The sequence below is a fragment of the Nonomuraea sp. LP-02 genome, assembly GCF_036289125.1.
In the GTDB taxonomy this organism is placed as follows: Bacteria; Actinomycetota; Actinomycetes; order Streptosporangiales; family Streptosporangiaceae; genus Nonomuraea; species Nonomuraea bangladeshensis.
In genome coordinates, this window is record NZ_JAXCLK010000001.1 from 1285346 (window position 1) to 1304770 (window position 19425).

A 19425-nucleotide genomic window follows, 5' to 3' on the forward strand; every position below is an offset into this window, starting at 1 on the left:
GGCCGGTTGCCACTGTGCGACGTGCCGCGCACCGGGGGAGGAGCCTCCGCGGGCCCTTTGCCCCCCTCGGATCCGTGACGACCGCGGGAGGCCGTTAAGGTGAACAATCCCGCGCGCGCGGGATGTCGTGCTGATGGAGTCACGAAACGGATGGTCGGTTCATGGGTGACAAGCCGGAACGTCGGGTGGCGGTGTTCGGTGCCGGGTACATCGGGCTGGTGACCGGCGCCTGTTTCGCCGAGCTCGGACACCGGGTGGTGGTCAGGGACATCGATCCCGAGAAGGTCAGGCTGCTCCGGGCCGGCGACGTGCCGATCTACGAGCCGGGGCTCGGCGACCTGATCGCGCGCAACAAGGAGCGGCTGTCGTTCACCCTGGACCTCGCCGAGGCGCTGGACGGCGCCGAGGTCGCGTACGTGTGCGTGGACACCCCGCCCTCCGCCTCCGGCGACGCGGACCTGTCGCGCGTGTGGTCGGTGGTGCGCTCCCTGGAGGGCGCGAAGGACCTCAAAGCGGTCGTGGTGAAGTCGACCGTGCCGGTCGGCACCGGCTCGCGCGTACGCGCCGTCCTCGACGAGAGCGGCCTCGCGCACGTCGGCTACGCCTCCAACCCCGAGTTCACCGCCGAGGGCACGGCCGTCCACGACTTCCTGCACCCCGACCGGGTGGTCGTCGGCGCCTCCGACGAGACGGTCGCGCGGCTCGTCGCCGACCTGCACGGGGGCGTGGACGGTCCGGTCGTGACGATGGACGTGCGCTCGGCCGAGATGGTGAAGCTGGCCTCCAACGCCCTGCTCGCCACCAAGATCAGCTTCATCAACGAGATCGCCACGCTCTGCGAGAAGACCGGCGCGGACGTCACGGAGGTCGCCCAGGCCGTCGGCCTCGACCACCGGCTCGGCCCCCACTTCCTGCGGGCCGGCATCGGCTGGGGCGGCTCCTGCTTCCCCAAGGACTCCGAGGCGCTGCGCCAGCTCGCCAGCAACACCGGCTACCACCTGCAGCTGCTGTCGGCCGTCATCGAGGTCAACAACCTGCAGAAGCGGCGGGCCATCCAGCAGCTCAACGACGCGCTGGGCACGCTGGCCGGGGCGCGGGTGGCGCTGCTCGGGCTGACGTTCAAGCCGGGCACCGACGACATGCGCGAGGCGCCGAGCACCGTGCTGGCCTCGCGGCTGCTCGCCGAGGGGGCCGAGGTGCGCTGCTGGGACCCGATGGCCCGGCCGGGCGCGGCCGAGCCGTGGGCGTCCACGACCCGCCACCCGACGCCGGAGCTGGCCATGGCGGAGGCCGACGCCGCGATCGTGGTCACCGAGTGGCCGCAGCTCCAGGAGGTCGACTGGGCGGCGGTCGCGGGGTCGATGCGGCGCCCGGTCCTCTACGACGGGCGCAACCTGCTCGACCCGGCCGCGATGCGGGCGCTCGGGTTCACGTACATGGGGGTCGGCCGGCCGTAACGGCACCCGTCGGACTTTCGATGGTTGTCTACCATGACGTCATGGAAGACGTCATGGAAGACGAGCGCATCCCGCCGCACCCCGATCCCCGGGAGGTCACGCTCCAGCAGGTCCTCGAAGCCCTCGTGGACCCGGTGCGGCGCGGCATCGTCACGCAGCTCCGCGACTCCGCCGCCGCCATCAAGTGCGGCGACTTCGACCTGCCCGTGAGCAAGTCGACGGCCACGCACCACTTCCGGGTCCTGCGCGAGGCCGGCCTCATCCGCCAGCACTACGCAGGCACCGCGCGACTCAACACCCTGCGCCGCGACGAGCTCGACGCCGTCTTCCCCGGCCTGCTCGACGCCATCGTCGGCGCGGAGCGCGCCCGGGTCTGAAACCTCGCGAGGTCAGCAGGCGGCGGCGCGGGACTCCAGCAGGGCGCGCTCGCGGCCGTTGCGGGTCAGCGCCGCCGCCCGCTCGAACTCGGCCCGCGCCTCCTCGCGGCGGCCCAGCTTGAACAGCAGGTCGCCGCGGACGCTCGGCAGCAGGTGATAGCCCTTCAGCGCGGGCTCGCCGGCGATCTGGTCGAGCAGGCCGAGGCCCACCTCCGGGCCGTACGCCATCGACAGCGCCACCGCCCGGTTCAGCTCGACCACGGGGGAGCGCAGGAGCCTCGCCAGCTCCTCGTAGAGCGCGGCGATGCGTACCCAGTCGGTGTCGCCGGCGACGACGGCGCGGGCGTGGCAGGCGGCGATGGCGGCCTGCAGCGTGTACGGGCCAGGAGCGCCGCCGGCCAGGCTCTCGGCCCGTCGCAGCGCCTCCAGGCCGCGGCCGACGAGCAGGCGGTCCCAGCGGGTGCGGTCCTGCTCCAGCAGCAGGACCGGCTCGCCGGACGGGCCCACGCGGGCCGCCGAGCGGGACGCGTGCAGCTCCATGAGCGCCACCAGGCCGTGCACCTCGGGCTCGCCCGGCATCAGCCCGGCCAGGACGCGGCCGAGGCGCAGGGCGTCCTCGCACAACGCGGGCCGCAGCCAGTCGTCGCCCGCCGTGGCCGAGTAACCCTCGTTGAAGATCAGGTAGATGACCTCCAGGACGGCGGCCAGCCGCCCGGCCAGCTCGCCGCCCCCGGGCACCTCGAACGGGACGCCCTTGTCGGCCAGGACGCGCTTGGCGCGGACGATGCGCTGCGCGACCGTCGGCTCCGGGACCAGGAACGCGCGGGCGATCTCCTCGGTGGTCAGGCCGCCGAGCACGCGCAGGGTCAGCGCCACCCGCGACTCCATCGACAGCGCCGGATGGCAGGCCGTGAACACCAGCCGCAGCAGGTCGTCCTCGATCTCGTCCGGCTCGGGCCGCTCCTCCTCGCCCGCGCCGCTCTCCAGCCGGTGGCCGAGCTCGGCGAGGTTGTGGCGCAGCCGTTCGTTCCTGCGGATCAGGTCGATCGCGCGGCGCTTGGCGACCGTCATGAGCCAGGCGCCCGGGTTGTCCGGCACCCCGGACCCGGGCCACTGCTCCAGCGCGGCGACCAGCGCGTCCTGCGCCAGCTCCTCGGCCAGGCCGACGTCGCGGACGAGCCCGGCGAGCCCGGCGATGAGCCGGGCGGCCTCGATCCGCCACACCGCCTCCACGGTGCGGTGCGGATCGGCGCCGGTGATGCGGTGCGCGCCGGTGCCCGTGCCCGTGCCCGCGCCCGTGCCCGCGCCCGTGCCCGCGCCCGTGCCCGTGTCCGTGTCCGTGTCCGTCGTCATCCGTCCATCCCACCAGCGCCCCCGCCGCCCTCGCAACCCGCGGCGGGGGCGTGGGGGTCAGGCGCCGGGGGCGTCGCCGCGCAGGCGTACGTGCAGGGCCCTGTCGCGCTCCTCCTCCGGCAGCGTCTCGTCAAACACGTCGGAGGCGTCGAAGACGCGCCACACGTCGAGCCCGATGCCGTCGCCGCCGGGCGGCACCGGCACCCGCAGCGCCCACTCGATCGCCTCCTCCCGCGACTTCACCTGGATCAGCCAGAACCCGGCGATCAGCTCCTTGGACTCGGCGAACGGCCCGTCGATCACGCTCGCCCGCCCCCCGCTGTAGGCGATCTGCGCCCCCTTGGAGCTGGGGAGCAGCCCCTCGGCGGCCAGCAGCACCCCGGCCTTGGCCAGCGCCTCGTTGTAGGCGTGCATGGCGTCGACGACCTCCTGAGGGGGCAGCTCCCCGGCCTCGGTCGCGGCGTTGCCCTTGCCCACGATCATGAACTTCACGGTCTGTTCCCTCTTTCACGCGTACGGTCCTTCGCCGGTGCGTCGAACGGCGGGGGGCCGGATCGACAGGCGGCCCCCGATTGTCGTACACCGGAGGCCACGCGTTCAGTCGATCTGCATGACGACGGCCTTCGGCTCGGTGAAGAACTCGCGGCTGAACGTGCCGCCCTCCCGCCCCACGCCCGAGTCGCCCGCCCCGCCGAACGGCGCGCGCAGGTCGCGGATGAAGAAGCAGTTGACCCAGACCGTGCCCGCCCGCAGCCGGGCGGAGACGCGGTGCGCCCGCGACAGGCTCTCGGTGAACAGCATGGCGTTGAGCCCGTAACGGGTGCCGTTCATGAGCGCCACGACCTCGTCCTCGGTGTCGAACGGCGTCACCGTCACCACCGGGCCGAAGATCTCCTCCCGCTGGTGGCGGGCGGTGGCGGGCAGGCCGGTGACGACCGTCGGCCGGACGAACCAGCCGTCGCCGAGCCCGCCCGCGTGCACGGTGCCGCCCTCGGCGGCGACGGTCTCGACGTAGCCGCGCACCTTGCGGTAGTGCGTCTCGGAGGCCAGGGGCCCGATCTCGGTGCCGTCCAGCTTGGGGTCGCCGAGCCGCATCGCCCCGGCGGCGGCGGTGAAGCGGGCCAGGAACTCCTCGAACACCGGGCGCTGGACGTACAGGCGGGAGCCGGCCAGGCAGACCTGCCCGGCGTTGGTGAAGATCGCGCGCAGCGACCAGCTCACCGCGTTGTCCAGGTCGGCGTCGGCGAAGACGGCGTTGCCGCCCTTGCCGCCGAGCTCCAGGCTGACCGGGACGAGGTTGCGGGCGGCGGCGGCCGAGATGACGCGGCCGGTCGCCGACTCGCCGGTGAACGTGATGCGGTCCACGCCGGGATGCTCGGTGAGCGCCTGGCCGGCCGAGTCGGGGCCGTACCCGTGCACGACGTTGAGCACGCCGGGCGGCAGGCCCGCCTCCAGCGCGAGCCGGGCGAGGATGGTCGCCGAGGCGGGCGTGTCCTCGGCGGGCTTGAGCACGACCGTGTTGCCCCAGGCCAGCGCGGGCGCGATCTTCCAGGTCTCCAGCATGAGCGGGAAGTTCCACGGCGCGACGGCGGCGGCCACGCCGACCGGCTCGTAGCGGGTGTAGGCGTGGTGGCCGGAGTCCATCGGCAGGGCCTCGGCCGGGGTGAGGCGGGCGTGGTCGGCGAAGAAGCGGAAGTTGTCGGCGGCGCGGGGCACGTCGTTGCCGCGGCTCTGGGTGATCGGCTTGCCCATGTCGCGGGTGTCGGCCAGGCCGAGCCGGTCGGCGTTCGCGAGGATGAGGTCCGCCAGGCGGTGCAGCAGCCGCCCGCGCTCGGCGCGGCCCATGCGCGGCCACGGCCCCTCGTCGAACGCGCGCCGCGCCGCCGCGACGGCCAGGTCCACCTCGGCGGGGCCGCCGAGCGCGACCTCGGCCCACGGCTCGCGGGTGTAGGGATCGACGCTGGCGAAGGTCTCGCCGCTCGCCGAGGCGACCTCGGCGCCGTCGATCACGTGCCCGAAGAACTCCACGTCAACCGCCCTTGCTGATCTCGTCGCGTTCGGCGAGCGTCTGGTCGCCGGCCGCCCAGTGCGTACGCGGCACCTCCCTGACGATCACTCTGATGCTCTGGGCCGGCGAGCCGATCGCCCGCTCCACGGCGGCGTGCAGCTCGTGGATGAGCGCCCGGATCGCGGCCGGATCACGCCCTTCGGACAGGGACACCTCGACCAGCGGCATGTCAGCCCTCGCTTCCCGTGGCGGGCCGCCCCGGCAGGGGACGGCGGATCTGCGGCTGGGTGTGGACGCGGCGCGTGGGGCCCTGCCACATGTCGATCGAGCCCGGCTCGGCGGGGTCGAAGTAGCGGGGGCGCCAGGCGTCCTCGTCGGTGATGAGGCGTACGCCCCACGAGTACTCGTACGTGATGCCCTCGGGGCCCTTGAAGTAGACGAAGACGGCCGTGGACTGGGGGTGGCGGCCGGGGCCCATCTCGATCTCGACGCCGTTCGCCTCCAGGAAGTGCCAGTTGCGCATGACGTCGTCGAGCGAGTCCACCTGGAAGTTGATGTGGCAGAGGCCAGGCTGGCTGCCCTGGAACACGGCGAGCTTGTGGTGGACCTGGTCGATGCGCATGAGGCAGGCCCAGTCGCCGATCCAGTCGGAGACGCGGGCGTTGAACAGGCCGTTCCAGAAGCGGTACGCCTCGCGCACGTCGGGGGCGTCCAGGCACAGGTGGCCGAACTCGGTGATGCCGGCCTCGCGGCCGTGCCGTACGGGGGCGGTGAGCGTCACCTGGTCGATGACGAGGTCGACGCGGTTGCCGAAGGGGTCGTCGAAGGAGAGGAAGTCGCGGACGCGGCGCGAGCGGGCCTCCTCGGCGCTACCCCGGGCGACGGTGACGCCCGCCTTCTCCAGCTCGGTCTCGGCGGCGGCCAGCGCGTCCTCGTCGCGGACGGTGAAGCCGGAGCTGATGACGCCGGATTCGCCCTCGACCAGGGCGAGGCAGTGGTGGCGCTGGTCGGCGCGCAGGTAGGCGACGCCGTTCTCCTGGGCGGTGAGCTCCATGCCGACGATGTCGACCGCGAAGCGCACGGCGGTGTCCAGGTCGGCGGCGCCGGAGCGGACGTAGGCGATGTCCGTCAACTCGATCATGACGACTCCCGGAGGTGGGACCAGATGCGGGCAAGGAGTTCGGGCGCGGCGGCCCGCCACGCCCGCTGTTCGGCGGGCGTGAGGGGGATGGGGGTTCCGGCCGCGGCGGCGGTGGCGTTCATGCGGGCCGCGGCCTCCAGCACCCACATGAGGGCGACGGCCTCGCCGACGCTCGCGCCGGTGGTGACCGCGCCGTTGCCCCGCATGACCAGGGCGGGGGAGTCGCCGAGCCGGTCGGCGAGCGCCCGGCCGCGGGCGCGGTCGCGGACGAGCACGGCGTCGTCGAGCACGGGCACCTCGGGCCCGAGGAAGGCCCCCTGTCCGTGCAGCGGCAGGATGGGCACCCCGGCGGCGGCGAGCGCGGTGGCGGCAGGCGGCTGGGCCCGGCAGATCGCGCCGGTTCCGGGGCGGGCGCGGGCGATCTCGACGTGGATCCACGCCTCGCGCGCCGCTCCGTCGGGCAGCTCGGCGGCGTCGAGGGGGAGTTCGGCGTACGGGGACGCGGCGGTGAGGGTGCCGAGGGGGACCGGCGGGGTCATCAGCAGCCGGTCGCCGCCCGTCCGGACGGAGACGTGCCCGAACGCGGTCACCAGCCCCGCCGCCGCCAGCGCCCGGCCGGCCAGGGCCAGCTCGGTCCGTAAGTGCTCTGCCGGTAATGGTCCGGCTTCTGCCGTGGTCACCGCCGTCCGCCCTCCTCGCGAGATCGTTCTCGAAGTCAGGGAGGACAATACATGTATCTCCATACCTGTTCTAGAGGAACGGATCATGCTCTCCCTATGCTGGAGGGCATGTCGCTTCAGCACGCGCTGCTCGGCGTCCTGGAGGCGCGCCCCATGAACGGGTACGAGCTGACCCGCTTCTTCGAGGCCGCCCCGCGCTGGGTGTGGTCAGCGCCGCAGAGCCAGATCTATCCCACGCTGCGCCAGATGGAGCAGGCCGGGCTCATCGAGGGCCAGAAGGAGATCCGGGGCACCAGATTGAGCCGGACCGTCTACTCCATCACCGAGCGCGGGCTGGCGGAGCTGCGCGCCTGGCTCGGCACCGCCCACACCCCGCCGCCGGCGCGGGACGCGTTCTTCCTGCAGGCGCTGTTCTTCGACATGATCGAGCCGGACCGGGCGGCGTCGGTGCTCAAGGCGTTCATCGCCGAGCAGGAGCAGCTCGCCGCCGAGTGGCGGGCGCACAGGGAGGCGCTGCTGGCCAAGGACACGCCCCTGCTCAAGGAACGGCTGAAGAACCGCCCGGCGGCCGAGCACGATCGCATCGCCGCGCTGAAGGCGCACGTGTTCGCGGGCCAGATCGCCGTCGCGACGGCCCGCGCCGCGTGGGCCCGCGAGAGCCTGCGGCTGCTGGAGGAGCCCACACCCTGACGCGGGCGGGGCCGGACACGCGACGAGCGCGCGTCCCCGGGCGATGGGGACGCGCGCTCGTACGTGGGTGAGGTCAGGAGGCGTACTCGGGGTAGCCGTAGCCGACGACCTGCCACTTCGGCCGGACGCGCTCCTCCACCTTGCCGTTGCCGGTGTTGCCCTCGATGGTGGAGATGGTGCCGTCCTGGTTGTCCTTCTCGACGAACCCGACGTGGTTGATGGCGTCGAGGTCCTTGCTGCCGCTCCAGGAGAAGAAGACCACCGCGCCGGGCTTGGCGGCGGTGCCGAAGCGGTCGTTGTTCTTGAACCACTTGGCGTGGGCGACGGTCCAGGCGTCCCAGCCGATCTGCGGGCGGGCGCCGGTCTTCTCGCCGACCCAGGAGACGAACATCGCGCACCAGGGGGCGTTGAGGTAGCCGGCCGGGGTGCCGCCGTCGCGGGCGATGGTCTCGGCGGCCCGCTTCGAGTCGGCGTACCACCGCTGGTACGGGGTGCCGCCGCCGGCGGAGTTCTCGCTGGTGCCCACCTGGGAGCGGGCCATGGACAGCACCTGGGCGGCGGTGACCTGGATCTTGTTCTCCTCGGCGCGGGAGCGCTGGGCGGCGCGGTCGACCGGGTTCTTGACAGTGTCGCTGACGGTGTTGCCGTGCTGTCCGGCGGCCGACGCGGTCTCGGCGTTCGCGGCCTGCGGGCCGAGCGCGGCGGCGGCCACGGCCGTGCCGAGGACGGCGTAGGCGATCTTCATCTTTCGGGCAGCGGTGAAGCCGTGCTTGGCCATCGAGGGGGTTACTCCTTGCTTCCATGCCGCTTACCGGGTTAGCTGACGGGTTCGGACGTGGAAGCTGCCCTACGGCACGTGGTGCCGATTCACCCCAAAGGACGTGGGTCCCCGGTTCCGCGCGTGGCGGATTCAGCGGTCACAGGACGATCCTGTGATGTTCTTTCACTTGCGATGGTCAGACATACTCCGACAAAACGGACGTATGCCCTGAGATGCCCCATAAGGTAATACACACGGCAAGGAGATGACAAATCCCTAAAAGCCTGGTCAGGACAGTTGTTGCCGGGCGTCGGCCAGCAGCCCCATCATGGCAAGGGATTCGTCGAGCGGCATGATCGCCGATTCGGTCCGGCCCTCGGCCACCGCGGCCCGCACCTCGCGCACCTCACCCGCGTAGCCGTTGTCGGCCGGATCGAGCAAGTGCTCCTCGGGCTCCATGCCGGGCGCCGACAGCACGATCCGCTCCGGCGCCCAGAACGCCGCCGGGATCTCCGCCCGCATGCCCGTGCCGACCACGTGGGCGGAGTTGGGGTAGTGCGCGAGCAACGAGGTCGCCACCACGGCGTGCCGCCCCCCGGAGTACGTCAGCAGCCCCGCCGCCTCGGCGTCCACGCCGTTGGGCGCGAGCGACCCGGTGACGCGCAGGCCCTCGGGCATGCCGAGCAGGAGCTGCGCCAGCCCGAACGGATAGATGCCGAGGTCGAGCAGCGCGCCGCCGCCCAGCTCGGGAGCCCACAGCCGGTGCGCCTCGTCATAGGGATGGGCGAAGCCGAAGGACGCCTGCACCGAGCGGATCTCCCCGAAGCGCTCGTCGGTGGCGATCATGCGGATCAGCGGGTTGAACCGCATCCACATGGCCTCCATGAGGAAGACGCCCGCCTCGCGCGCCAGGCGCACCATCGTCTCGGCGTCCGCCACGCTCGCCGCGAGCGGCTTCTCGCACAGCACGGCCTTGCCGTTCGCGATGGCGGCCACGGCCACCGGGAGGTGCTGGGCGTGGGGCGTGGCGACGTAGATCGCGTCCACGGCCGGGTCGGCGCACAGGTGCTCGTAGGAGCCGTACGCCGACTCCGCGCCGAGTGTCGCGGCCAGCGCCCGCGCCCTGCCGAGGTCGCGGGAGCCGACGGCGGCCACCCGCATGCCCGGCTCGGCCGCGATGGCCGCCCCCACGGTCTGGGCGATGCCGCCGGTCGCCGCTATGCCCCAAGCAAAATCTCGCACAAGGCGAGATCGTAGAGGGTTCAGGTGGCGTTGAAGGTGTCGGGGTCGGGGCCGAGGCGCTTGCCCTGGTTGAGCGCTCCGATGGCGGCCATGTCCTCGGTGTCGAGGATGAAGCCGAACACGTCGATGTTCTCCTTGATGCGCGCCGGGGTGACCGACTTCGGGATCACCACGTTGCCGAGCTGCAGGTGCCAGCGGAGCACGATCTGGGCGGGCGTCCTGCCGTACTTCCCCGACAGCACCGCCAGCGCCGGATCCTCCAGCAGGCCCCTGCCCTGGCCGAGCGGGCTCCACGCCTCCGTGAGGATGCCGTTGGCCTCGTGGAACTCGCGCATCTCGCGCTGCTGCAGATAGGGATGGAGCTCGATCTGGTTGAGCGACGGCGTGATGCCCGTCTCCTCCATCAGCCGGGTGAGGGTGGGGACGGTGAAGTTGGACACCCCGATCGCCCTGGCCCGGCCGTCCCGGTAGATCTTCTCCAGGGCCTTCCACGCCTGGACGTACTTGTCCTGCCGCGGCACCGGCCAATGGATGAGGAACAGGTCGACGTGATCGAGGCCCAGCCGGGCCAGGCTCTCGTCGAAGGCCTGCTCGGCGCGGCCGTGGTCGCCGTTCCACAGCTTGGTCGTGACGAACACCTTCTCGCGCGGCAGCCCGCTCGCGCGCACGGCCCGGCCCACGCCCTCCTCGTTGCCGTAGGCGGCGGCCGTGTCGATGTGCCGGTAGCCGGCCTCCAGCGCGGTGCGCACGGCCTGCTCGGCCTCGTCGCCGGGGACCTGCCAGACGCCGTACCCCAGCTGCGGGATCTGCACGCCGTCGGTGTTGAGCATGAGCGAGTTCATAGCCTCCATTGTTCACGTCGCGTTCCTGGCGGCTTAAGGCGGCGGGGGTAACTTAACGGCGTCATGGACGGGCCATCACCCTGCTGGGGAGGCCCATCGGCCGGGAGGGGCAGGAGTGGTCGGACAGGCGTCGGCCTGGGTGGAGTCACCGCTCCAGATGCTGTGCGCCGTCGAGGCCCACCACGCGGGTCTCCTCGGGCCCGTGACCACGATCGTGCCGCGCGCGGGGCTGCGCGCGCTGAAGGCCACCCGCGCGGAGCTGCGTTCCCTCGGGCCGCCCGCGGGGCTGGTGCTGGCCGATCCGCGTGAACGCATGCCGCGCCGGGTCGTCGCGGTCGGCGACGCCTTCTCCGGCAGGGTGCAGGTGCGCTGGCTGGCCTCGTGGCCCGGCCGGGTCGTCATCGTGGACGACGGCCTCGCCACGCTGCGCCTGCTGGAGCTGCTGGCGGCCGGGCCGTCGCGCCCGCTGCTGCGCGCCCGCGCCGAGCCGTCCGTGCCGCGCGCCGCACTCGGCCTGGCCGCCGCGCTGCGGCTGCGCCTCAGCCGGGTGTCGGTCTTCACCGCGCTCGACGTGGACGACAAGCTCGCCGAGGCCGTCCGCGCCGCCGGCGTCGAGCTGGTCCGGCACGACTTCGCCTGGCTGCGCGCCCAGCCGCCGAGCCCGTACGGCCCCGCCGAGCACACGGTCGTCCTCGGCACCTCGCTCGTCCGCAACGGCCTGGTGCACCGCGGCCGCTACCTGCGCTGGCTGACCGACCTGGCCGCCCGCGAGCCGCTCGCGTATTACCCGCACCGCCGCGAGGACCCGGTGGACGTGGCGCTGATCGGGGAGCTGCCCGGCGTCACCGTGCACGAGGCGGGCGCGCCCGCCGAGCTGACCCTGCGCGGCCTGCGCCCGGACCAGCGGGTGCTCAGCCTCCCCTCGACCGCCGTCACCTCGCTGCGGGTCCTGCTCGGCCCGCGCGGCGTCGCCGTCGAGCCCGTGGACGTGCCTGACGACTGGTGGACCAGCAGGGCGGCGCCCGCCCTGCGCTCGCATCTGACGGGAGTGCCTGGTTGAACGTGTTGGCGGTGGCCGACTCCGACTCGTACCTGAAGTGGGCGGCCTGCCTGCTCGACGACCTGCCCGGGGGCTCTTCCCCGGACCTGGTGGTGGTCCGTACGCCGATCGCGCCCTCGCCCGAGCAGATCGCCGCCGCGGTGAGCGGGCGCGGCCGGCCCGCGCCGCCGGTGCTGTCGGCCCGGTCGGTGCGCCGGCTGGCCGAGCGCACCCGGCCCGACGTGATCCTCGTGGCCTGTACGGGACCGGTGGTGGACGTGCTCGTGTCCGGCGTGCTGGACGGGCTGCGGCCCCGGCCGGTGTTCGTCAGCGGGCTGCCGGGCATCTCGGTGCCGGCGACGGAGAAGGCGTGGATCTACCGCAGCGGCTGCGACCTGTTCGTGGTGCACAGCGAGCGGGAGGTGGCCGAGTTCGGCGAGATCGCCGGGCGGCTCGGCGGGGGAGGGGCGGTCGGGCTGGCCCGGCTGCCGTTCCTGCGCGCGGGCGCGGCCCGGGCGGGCGGCGACCGGGTGGTCTTCGCCACCCAGGCCAAGGTGCCGCGCGGGCGCGAGCAGCGCGAGCGGATCCTGGTCGCTCTCGCCGAGCTGGCTCGGCGCCGGCCGGACCTGGACGTCGTGGTCAAGCTGCGGGCCCTGGAGGACGAACGGCAGACGCACCGCGAACGCCACCACTACCAGCGGCTCTGGCGCGAGATGGGCGAGCCGGGGCGGCTGCGCTTCGCCGCCGGGCCGATGCACGAGCAGCTCGCGAACGCGGCCGGGTTCGTCACCGTCAGCTCGACGGCGGCGCTGGAGGCGATCGCGCTGGGCGTGCCGTCGCTGGTGCTGACCGACTTCGGCGTCAGCGCCGAGATGATCAACGTGGTGTTCGAGGGCAGCGGCCTGCTCGGCACGCTCGAGGACCTGGCCGCAGGCGGCTTCCGCGCGGCCTCGCCCGCCTGGTGCGCGGCCAACTACTTCCATCCCGGCGAACGGGACGACTGGGCCGCGCTGCTGGCCGGCCTGGTGTCCGCCGGGCCGCGCCGGCCCGCGACGTCCCTGCTGGACGGCCCCGAGCACGCGGCGGCACGCCGGCGGGCCCGGCTGCGGGTGGAGGTGCACCCGTCGATGCTGCGGGCGGGGTACAAGGCGAGGCGCCAGGTCCGCCGCTACCTGGCGGCCCTCGGCTGAGCGGCGGGTGGGCGGTGCCCCGGCGGTCAGCCGAGTGGCCGGAGGCGGCGCCGCAGCCGGTCCAGCGCCGTCGGACGGGACGACGCCCGCCGATCCAGGAGGCCCAGCACCTCCAGCCGCCTGCGCTTGAAGTAGCGGGCGTCGAAGTCGATCCGCGCCGGCCGCAGCCCCGGATACGCCTCGGCCTGCATGCAGTAGCCGACCGCGCGCACCAGCCCGGCGAGGTCCACCGGCGGCGGCTCCTCGACGCCGCCGTCCGCCGTCAGCCTGGGCAGCAGCGCGTCCACGACGGTGAGCGGGACCCGGTTGCTGTTCTCGTAGGGCGCGAGGCGCTCCAGCACCAGCTCCGTCCCGTACGAGGCGACCGGCAGCCCGAAGTAGCGCCGCGCGGTCATCAGCCCGGTCGAGAAGCAGCCCACGACCAGCTCGGGCCGCAGCGCCGCGAAGCACACCTCGGCGGGGACGTTCTCCCCGGGCACCGACAGCCGCACCCCGAGCCGCCCGGCCGCGTCACGGAGGAGCCGGGCGTGCCGCCGGCCGGCCGCCGGGTGCGGCTTGAACACCACATGGTCGTGGCCGCGCGCGGCCAGCGCCGCGAGCATCCCCTCGTGCAGTGCGGCCTCCTCCTCGGCGCTCAGTAACTCGAGCGCCGACAGGTACTGGCCGAGGACGACCGCCCCTCCGGGTGGCAGGGCGGGGGCCGCGGCCCCTGATACCTCGGCCACCTCCGCGACGACGGCGAGGAAACGCTCGCCCGGCAGCGTCTCGGCCGGCACGCCGTACTCGCTGAGCAGCAGCGGCGTCAGCCCCGGCACCAGGTCCAGGTGGAGCAGGCGGGTGACGCGGCGGTGGATCTCGGCGGGGAGCGGGTCGCGGGTGGGGCCGTAGCTCATGAGCCCGTCGGCGTAGACGGTGATCGGGCAGTCGCGCACCAGCCCGCCGATCGTCCGGGCTGGCGGCACCGCGATCGACTCCAGCACCAGCTCCTCGACGTCGTCCAGGCCCCAGTGGGAGCGGATCAGGCGCTCCGTCATCGGCACCTCGATCACCCGCGCCCGCCAGTCGGACGGATGCAGCGGCGCGATCAGCTCGTTCCACGAGCGCACCTCGTCGAAGCGCCCGCGCAGCGCCGCGAAGCCGGGCGTCTCCTCCAGCGGCGTCGCCACCTCGGGGACGGCCGCGTTGTTCGACACGATCAGCAGCCGCCGGCCGTCGCCGAAGCGGCCGTCGTCGATCGCGGCGGCCAGCGTCATCGCCCCGAACAGGGTCGAGGCGTAGAAGACCTTCACGGGGCGCTCCGGATTCTGGCGTACGGGTCGGGGGGCAGTCCGGGCAGCAGGGCGCGCAGCAGCGCCGCCCGCTCGGCGGGCATCCGCGTCACGGCCTCGGCCACCAGCTCGCGCGGCAGCGAGGACACCATCAGCACGCCCCGCTCCTCGAAGCGGGCGCGCAGCGGCGGTGCGAACCGCTCGCCGAGCTCCAGATGGTGGGCGAACAGGGCGCAGAAGGTCCGTACGGCCTTCGGCAGGAACTCCGGCTCCACGTCCTTGAGCACCAGGTCGAAAGCGTCGAAGAAGTGCAGTTGCCGCTCGTCGCCGATCTGGGTGAGCGAGCCGGTGACCTGGCGGCGGTAGAACACCCCGGCCAGCGACACCACGGCGAACGTGGCCGCCTCCCGGTGCAGCCGCCAGATCCACGGCCGGTCCTCGGCCGTGTGCAGCGAGCCGGGGAAACGCAGCAGGTCGCCCAGCGAGCGCCGGTAGATCCCGGCCCAGGCGTAGGGGTAGTCCACCATCGTGCGCGTGTCCGCCGGCAGGATCGCCTCGCGGGGGTCGAGCACCGCGCCCCTCCGCGCCATGGGGGCGCGGTGCACGACCCGTTTGCGGCCCTCGACCTGGACGTGGTCGACGCGGACGAAGTCGCAGCCGAGCCCGTCGGCGGCCTCGACCAGCCGGGCCAGGTAGCCGGGGGCGAGCCAGTCGTCGCCGTCCAGGTACGTCACGTACCGGCCGGACGCGGCGGCGAGGCCCGCGTTGCGCGCGTCGGCCAGCCCGGCCGGTACGTCATGGCGGATCACGGCCAGGCCGGGCAGCTCGCCGCGGAAGTCCTCGACGATGTCCGGGGTGGCGTCCACGGAGCCGTCGTCGACGACGATGAACTCGAAGTCGCGCCGGGCGTTGCGGGCCAGCGCGGTGAGCGCGTCGGAGATGTAGCGCTCACCGTCGCGGATCGGCACGACGACCGAGAGAGTGATCAACGGGGGGTCTCTCCAGGGACGAGGGTCAGGGGATCAGGCGGTGACCCGGCGCAGGCGGGCCTTGGGGGCCTCCTCGCCGGGGAAGACGCGCTTGACGCCGTCGCCCATGGCCTGCTCGATGATCCGGATGTCGCGTACCAGGTGCTCCAGCCCGGCGGGCTCCAGCGAGGCCGCGTGGTCGGAGCCCCACATGGTGCGGTCGAGCGTGATGTGCCGCTCCACGCACACCGCGCCGAGCGTCACGGCCGCCAGCGAGATCTGCAGCCCGCGCTCGTGGCCGGAGTAGCCGACCGGCACGCCGTAGCGCTCCTTCAGCGTGGTGATCGTGCGCAGGTTCGCCTCCTCCGGCGGCAGCGGGTACGTCGAGGTCGCGTGCATCATGATCAGCCGGTCGGTGCCGAGGATCTCCACCGCCGCGTCGATCTCCGACAGCGTGGACATGCCCGTGGACAGGATGACCGGCTTGCCGGTGGCGGCGAGGGCGCGCAGGAGCTGGTGGTCGGCCACGCCGGCCGAGGCCACCTTGTGCACCAGGACGTCCATCTCCTCCAGGAACTCGACGGACGGCACGTCCCACGGCGAGGCGAACCAGTGCAGGCCGCGATCGGCGCAGTGCTTGGCGATCTCGGCGTACTCGTCGCGGCCGAACTCGGTGCGCTCCTTGTACTCCAGGTACGTCATCTCGCCCCACGGCGTCTGCCGGATCTGCCCCTTCTGCTCCTCGGGCACGCAGATCGCGGGGGTGCGCTTCTGGAACTTGACCGCCTGGCAGCCGGCGTCGGCGGCCACGTCGATGAGCCGGCGGGCGATGTCGAGGTCGCCGTTGTGGTTGATGCCGATCTCGCCGATGACATAGACGGGCTCCCCGTCGCCCACCAGCGTGTCGCCGATCGCGACCGGGCCGAAGCGGGGGCGGGTCCGGACCGCGGCGGCCGGCTGGGCCTGGGGCTCGGGCCGGGCGGCCACCACGCGGTCGCACAGCTCGCGCACCGCGCCCGAGCCGCCGTTACGGGTGAGCACGACGCGGGCGGCGGCGCGCACCCGCGGATGGGCGTCGGGGGTGGCGACCGGCCAGCCGACCTCGGCCATCGGGCCCAGGTCGTTGACGTCGTTGCCGACGTAGGCCACCCGGGCGGGGTCCAGGCCCTCGATGTGCAGCCAGTCGCGCAGCACCGTGCGCTTGTCGGCCAGGCCCTGCAGCACGGGCACGCCGAGCTTGCGGGCGCGCGCGGCGACCACCGGGTTGTGCTCGGTGGACATGATCAGCACCTTGACGCCGGAGCGGCGCAGCAGCGACACGCCCATCCCGTCGGAGCGGCTGACCAGCACCATCTCGCGGCCGTCGGAGTCGACGTAGGCGCGGTCGTCGGTGTGCACGCCGTCGAAGTCGGTGATGACGGCGTCCACGTCGATCGGCTCCGGCCGGTCGATGAACGGCGCCAGCGCCCGGACCAGCTCCAGGTCGCCCGGCTCGTCCACCTCGATCGCGTGCTGCGGCGGGACCGGCTGGACCGCGGTGCGGCCGAAGAAGCGGTGGCCGTGCTCGCGGAAGCCGGAGGCGCGCATGACGTAGAACGCGCCGTTCTCGCGGAACTGGGGCTCGCGGTCCTGCCGGCGCGGCCGGACGGCGGGGTCGTGGTTGACGCCCGCGCCGGCGGCGGTCCAGAGGAACTCGTGCGTCGGCAGGCCGGAGACCACCGAGTCGGCCTCGCCGTCGAGGACCTTCCGCACGGCGGCCGACAGGTCCTCCGGGTCGATGAACGCGCTCGTGCACTGGACGAGCACGACGACCTCGGGGTCCGCGCCGAGCGCGTCGAGCGCGTGCAGCACCGCCGACTCGCTGGAGGCGGTCGCGCCGCTGAGGTCGGCGGGGCGCTCGACGATCAGCGCGCCCGCCTCGCGGGCGGTCGCGGCGATGCCGTCGTGGTCGGTGCTGACCACGACCTGGTCCACGAGCTCGGCGGCCAGGCAGGCCCGGACGGCCCGGGTGACCAGCGGCACGCCCCCGACCAGGGCGAGGTTCTTCAGGGGAACGCCCGCCGAACCTCCGCGGGCGGGAACTACGGCCAAGACTCGCAACGGTTTCTCCTCAAAGCTTCTGATGGCAACCAGAAGCTAGAGGTCCGGGTTGAACGCCCGGCGTCACCGTCATTAACGCTTTATGGGGATCCGGTAGAGCAACTCTGGCCGCCCCACTCCGCCGTACTGCGGCATGCGGACCGCCGTGCCCAGCTCCACCAGGTGTTCCAGGTAGCGGCGGGCGGTCACGCGGGACACCCCGATGGCGTCGGCCACCGCCTGCGCGGCCATGCCGCCCGGCCGCCCGCGCAGCTCGGCCGCGACCGCGTCCAGGGTGTCCCTGGACAGCCCCTTGGGCAGGTCGGAGCTGCCGCGCAGGGCGCCGAGCACGCGGTCCACGTCCCCCTGGCCGGCCGCGACCCCGGCCTCGTCCTTGAACCGGGCGTAACGGTTGAGCTTCTCCAGCAGCGTGGCGTACGTGAACGGCTTGAGCAGGTACTGCGAGACGCCGAGCGACACCGCCGAGCGCACCATCGTGAGGTCGCGGGCCGAGGTGACGGCGATGACGTCGCACATCAGGCCGCCCGCCCGGATGGCCCGCACCACCTCCAGCCCGTGCAGGTCCGGCAGGTACAGGTCGAGCAGGACGAGGTCCACCGGCCGGCGGCGCAGGAAACGCAGCGCCTCGCCGCCGGAGCGGGCCACCCCGGCCACCGTGAAGCCGGGCACCCGCTCGACGTAGACGCGGTTGGCCTCGGCGGTGATCTCCTCGTCCTCGACGACCAGAACGGAGATCGCGGCGCGGGTCATCGGACGCGCTCCGGGATCGGCAGCCGGACGGTGAACGCGGAGCCGTGCACCTCGATCTCCCCGCCGAGCCGCCGCACCGCCTGCCCGACCAGCGCCAGGCCGAGGCCGCGGCCGTCGCCCTTGGTGGTCCAGCCCCTGGCGAAGGCGGCCGGGCCGGCGAGCCCGGGGCCGTCGTCGGAGACTTGGATGACGGCCCGGCCGCCGTCGGAGCCGAGCCGCACCTCGACGCGGGTGCCGGCGTCGATGGCGTTGTCGATGAGGTTGCCGGCGATGGTGACCAGCGCGCGCGGGTCCAGGCCCCAGTCGTCCAGCGGCTCGTCCTCGCCGCCCTCGTTCGTGATCACCAGCTCGACGCCGCGCTCGGCGGCCTCGGCGCTCTTGCCGAGCAGCAGCGCCGCGAGCACCGGCTCGTGGACCGCGCCCATCACCCGGTCGGTCAGCTCCTGCGCCGCGCGCAGCTCGGCGGTGCCGAGCGCGACGGCCTCCTCGGTACGGCCCAGCTCGACCAGCGTGATCACCGTGTGCAGCCGGTTGGCGGCCTCGTGCGCGGCCGAGCGCAGCGACTCGGCGAACCCGCGCTCGGCGTCGAGCTGGCCGGTCAGCGCCTGCAACTCGGTCGTGTCGCGTACGGTCACCACCCGGCCGAGCCGGCTCGCGGCGCTGTTGACCGCGAGGACGCGCTCGCCGACCAGGTGGACCCGCTCCTCGCCGGCGGCCGTCAGCTCGGCGAGGCCCAGTTCGTCCACGTGCCGGCCCTCGGCGCCGGCGGGGAGGCCGAGCAGCAGCCGGGCGGCGTCGTTGCACAGCGTCAGCCTGCCGTCGCCGCCGACCAGCAGCAGGCCCTCGCGGACGGCGTGCAGGACCGCGTCGTGGTGCTCGTGGATGCGGCCCAGCTCCACCGGGCCGAGCCCGTGCGTCTGGCGGCGCAGCCGGGCGGTCACCAGCCAGGTGCCGGCCACGCCCAGCCCGAGCGCGAGCGCCACGATGAAGCCGCCCCAGCCGAGCTGGCCGCGCAGCATGGCGCTGATCCTGTCCACCTTGATCCCCGCGCTGACCAGGGCCACCACCCGGCCGTCCGACAGGACGGGGGTGACGGCACGCTCGGAGGGGCCGAGCGTGCCGGTGTAGGTCTCGGTGAACGTCTCGCCGCGCAGCGCCGGGCCGGTGTTGCCGAGGAAGCGCCGGCCGATCTCGGAGCGGTGGGGATGGCTGAGACGGGTGCCGTCCGGCCGCATGATGGTGATGAAGTCGACGCCCGTGCCCAGCCGCACCCGCTCGGCGAACGGCTGCAGCCGCGCGCTCGGATCGGGGTCGCCCAGGGCGTCCGCGACCTCGGGTGCGGCGGCCACGCTGACCGCCACGGCCGTGGCCCGGTGCCCGGCGTCGTCGGTGAGCAGCCGGTGCGCCTGCACCAGGGCGAGCACGGCGCAGCCCGTCGCGGTGACCGCGACCACGAGCAGTTGCAGGACCAGCATCTGGCCCGCCAGGCTCCAGCGACGCATGGTTAAGGCACCTTTTCCGGCATTGGTCGTGAACGTAACTTACTTAATGGTGACCTGG

At 73.5% G+C, this 19425-nt stretch carries 19 protein-coding genes and 1 riboswitch; of the genes, 5 read left to right on the forward strand and 14 right to left on the reverse strand.

Annotation, left to right across the window (positions count from 1 at the left end; translation table 11 throughout):
- The first annotated feature begins 161 nt into the window (after positions 1–161).
- Together SMD20_RS05940 and SMD20_RS05945 are read left to right on the forward strand one after the other, a co-directional pair.
- Positions 162–1457 (forward strand): UDP-glucose dehydrogenase family protein, encoded by a 1296-nt coding sequence (locus SMD20_RS05940; protein ID WP_329575908.1) that lies wholly within the window; start codon positions 162–164, stop codon positions 1455–1457.
- Positions 1458–1498: 41 nt separating this feature from the next.
- On the forward strand, positions 1499–1834 hold the full coding sequence (locus SMD20_RS05945) for an ArsR/SmtB family transcription factor (RefSeq protein WP_329575910.1): 336 nt from the start codon (positions 1499–1501) through the stop codon (positions 1832–1834).
- 12 nt (positions 1835–1846) lie between these two features.
- Here SMD20_RS05945 and SMD20_RS05950 read toward each other — a convergent pair whose 3' ends face one another.
- From SMD20_RS05950 to SMD20_RS05975, 6 genes are all read right to left on the reverse strand, one after another.
- Positions 1847–3187 carry an RNA polymerase sigma factor gene (locus SMD20_RS05950; protein ID WP_329575913.1) on the reverse strand — a complete coding sequence of 447 codons (1341 nt, stop codon included), beginning with the start codon at positions 3185–3187 and terminating at the stop codon, positions 1847–1849.
- Positions 3188–3244: 57 nt separating this feature from the next.
- The gene (locus SMD20_RS05955; RefSeq protein ID WP_329592449.1) at positions 3245–3670 is read right to left on the reverse strand and encodes a YciI family protein; all 426 of its coding nucleotides are present in this window, start codon (positions 3668–3670) and stop codon (positions 3245–3247) included.
- A gap of 114 nt (positions 3671–3784) precedes the next feature.
- Positions 3785–5215 carry an aldehyde dehydrogenase gene (locus tag SMD20_RS05960; protein ID WP_329575916.1) on the reverse strand — a complete coding sequence of 477 codons (1431 nt, stop codon included), beginning with the start codon at positions 5213–5215 and terminating at the stop codon, positions 3785–3787.
- A gap of 1 nt (position 5216) precedes the next feature.
- Positions 5217–5423: a tautomerase family protein gene (locus SMD20_RS05965; RefSeq protein ID WP_020541062.1), complete on the reverse strand. Its 207-nt coding sequence runs from the start codon at positions 5421–5423 to the stop codon at positions 5217–5219.
- A gap of 1 nt (position 5424) precedes the next feature.
- Complete coding sequence (locus SMD20_RS05970) at positions 5425–6336, reverse strand: VOC family protein (protein ID WP_329575918.1); 912 nt, start codon at positions 6334–6336, stop codon at positions 5425–5427.
- Positions 6333–7016, reverse strand: coding sequence for a class II aldolase/adducin family protein (locus SMD20_RS05975; protein WP_329575921.1), 684 nt, complete (start codon positions 7014–7016; stop codon positions 6333–6335). Before SMD20_RS05975 ends, SMD20_RS05970 begins: the two co-directional genes overlap by 4 nt.
- A gap of 108 nt (positions 7017–7124) precedes the next feature.
- On the opposite strand from SMD20_RS05975, the gene SMD20_RS05980 reads away from it, so the two are divergent.
- Positions 7125–7706 (forward strand): PadR family transcriptional regulator, encoded by a 582-nt coding sequence (locus tag SMD20_RS05980; protein ID WP_329575924.1) that lies wholly within the window; start codon positions 7125–7127, stop codon positions 7704–7706.
- 73 nt (positions 7707–7779) lie between these two features.
- Here SMD20_RS05980 and SMD20_RS05985 read toward each other — a convergent pair whose 3' ends face one another.
- The 3 genes from SMD20_RS05985 to SMD20_RS05995 form a co-directional block, all read right to left on the reverse strand.
- A complete protein-coding gene (locus SMD20_RS05985; protein WP_329575926.1) occupies positions 7780–8484 on the reverse strand; it encodes a CHAP domain-containing protein in 705 nt (234 codons plus the stop codon).
- A 12-nt stretch (positions 8485–8496) separates the two neighbouring features.
- Positions 8497–8632: riboswitch (cyclic di-AMP (ydaO/yuaA leader) on the reverse strand.
- 122 nt (positions 8633–8754) lie between these two features.
- Positions 8755–9708 carry a Gfo/Idh/MocA family protein gene (locus tag SMD20_RS05990; RefSeq protein ID WP_329575928.1) on the reverse strand — a complete coding sequence of 318 codons (954 nt, stop codon included), beginning with the start codon at positions 9706–9708 and terminating at the stop codon, positions 8755–8757.
- 20 nt (positions 9709–9728) lie between these two features.
- The gene (locus tag SMD20_RS05995) at positions 9729–10550 is read right to left on the reverse strand and encodes an aldo/keto reductase (RefSeq protein WP_329575931.1); all 822 of its coding nucleotides are present in this window, start codon (positions 10548–10550) and stop codon (positions 9729–9731) included.
- Positions 10551–10665: 115 nt separating this feature from the next.
- Here SMD20_RS05995 and SMD20_RS06000 point away from each other — a divergent pair, with 115 nt between their 5' ends.
- Together SMD20_RS06000 and SMD20_RS06005 are read left to right on the forward strand one after the other, a co-directional pair.
- Positions 10666–11610 carry a hypothetical protein gene (locus SMD20_RS06000; protein WP_329575933.1) on the forward strand — a complete coding sequence of 315 codons (945 nt, stop codon included), beginning with the start codon at positions 10666–10668 and terminating at the stop codon, positions 11608–11610.
- Positions 11611–11612: 2 nt separating this feature from the next.
- A complete protein-coding gene (locus tag SMD20_RS06005) occupies positions 11613–12779 on the forward strand; it encodes a DUF6716 putative glycosyltransferase (protein WP_329592450.1) in 1167 nt (388 codons plus the stop codon).
- 26 nt (positions 12780–12805) lie between these two features.
- Here SMD20_RS06005 and SMD20_RS06010 read toward each other — a convergent pair whose 3' ends face one another.
- From SMD20_RS06010 to SMD20_RS06030, 5 genes are all read right to left on the reverse strand, one after another.
- Positions 12806–14068, reverse strand: coding sequence for a polysialyltransferase family glycosyltransferase (locus SMD20_RS06010; RefSeq protein ID WP_329575936.1), 1263 nt, complete (start codon positions 14066–14068; stop codon positions 12806–12808).
- Positions 14065–15036 carry a glycosyltransferase family 2 protein gene (locus SMD20_RS06015; protein WP_329575939.1) on the reverse strand — a complete coding sequence of 324 codons (972 nt, stop codon included), beginning with the start codon at positions 15034–15036 and terminating at the stop codon, positions 14065–14067. The genes SMD20_RS06010 and SMD20_RS06015 overlap by 4 nt, the downstream gene beginning before the upstream one ends.
- 33 nt (positions 15037–15069) lie before the next feature.
- Positions 15070–17115 carry an N-acetylneuraminate synthase family protein gene (locus tag SMD20_RS06020; protein WP_329575942.1) on the reverse strand — a complete coding sequence of 682 codons (2046 nt, stop codon included), beginning with the start codon at positions 17113–17115 and terminating at the stop codon, positions 15070–15072.
- A 72-nt stretch (positions 17116–17187) separates the two neighbouring features.
- On the reverse strand, positions 17188–17865 hold the full coding sequence (locus SMD20_RS06025) for a response regulator (protein WP_329575945.1): 678 nt from the start codon (positions 17863–17865) through the stop codon (positions 17188–17190).
- Positions 17862–19367 carry a sensor histidine kinase gene (locus SMD20_RS06030; protein ID WP_329575947.1) on the reverse strand — a complete coding sequence of 502 codons (1506 nt, stop codon included), beginning with the start codon at positions 19365–19367 and terminating at the stop codon, positions 17862–17864. The genes SMD20_RS06025 and SMD20_RS06030 overlap by 4 nt, the downstream gene beginning before the upstream one ends.
- Positions 19368–19425 lie beyond the last annotated feature (58 nt).

Coding starts and splice junctions, on each gene's coding strand:
- SMD20_RS05980 (WP_329575924.1), top strand. CDS start 7,125: ATGTCGCTTCAGCACGCGCTGCTCGGCGTCCTGGAGGCGCGCCCCATG.
- SMD20_RS05985 (WP_329575926.1), bottom strand. CDS start 8,484: ATGGCCAAGCACGGCTTCACCGCTGCCCGAAAGATGAAGATCGCCTAC.
- SMD20_RS05940 (WP_329575908.1), top strand. CDS start 162: ATGGGTGACAAGCCGGAACGTCGGGTGGCGGTGTTCGGTGCCGGGTAC.
- SMD20_RS05965 (WP_020541062.1), bottom strand. CDS start 5,423: ATGCCGCTGGTCGAGGTGTCCCTGTCCGAAGGGCGTGATCCGGCCGCG.
- SMD20_RS06025 (WP_329575945.1), bottom strand. CDS start 17,865: ATGACCCGCGCCGCGATCTCCGTTCTGGTCGTCGAGGACGAGGAGATC.
- SMD20_RS05950 (WP_329575913.1), bottom strand. CDS start 3,187: ATGACGACGGACACGGACACGGACACGGGCACGGGCGCGGGCACGGGC.
- SMD20_RS05945 (WP_329575910.1), top strand. CDS start 1,499: ATGGAAGACGTCATGGAAGACGAGCGCATCCCGCCGCACCCCGATCCC.
- SMD20_RS06030 (WP_329575947.1), bottom strand. CDS start 19,367: ATGCGTCGCTGGAGCCTGGCGGGCCAGATGCTGGTCCTGCAACTGCTC.
- SMD20_RS05995 (WP_329575931.1), bottom strand. CDS start 10,550: ATGAACTCGCTCATGCTCAACACCGACGGCGTGCAGATCCCGCAGCTG.
- SMD20_RS05970 (WP_329575918.1), bottom strand. CDS start 6,336: ATGATCGAGTTGACGGACATCGCCTACGTCCGCTCCGGCGCCGCCGAC.
- SMD20_RS05955 (WP_329592449.1), bottom strand. CDS start 3,670: ATGATCGTGGGCAAGGGCAACGCCGCGACCGAGGCCGGGGAGCTGCCC.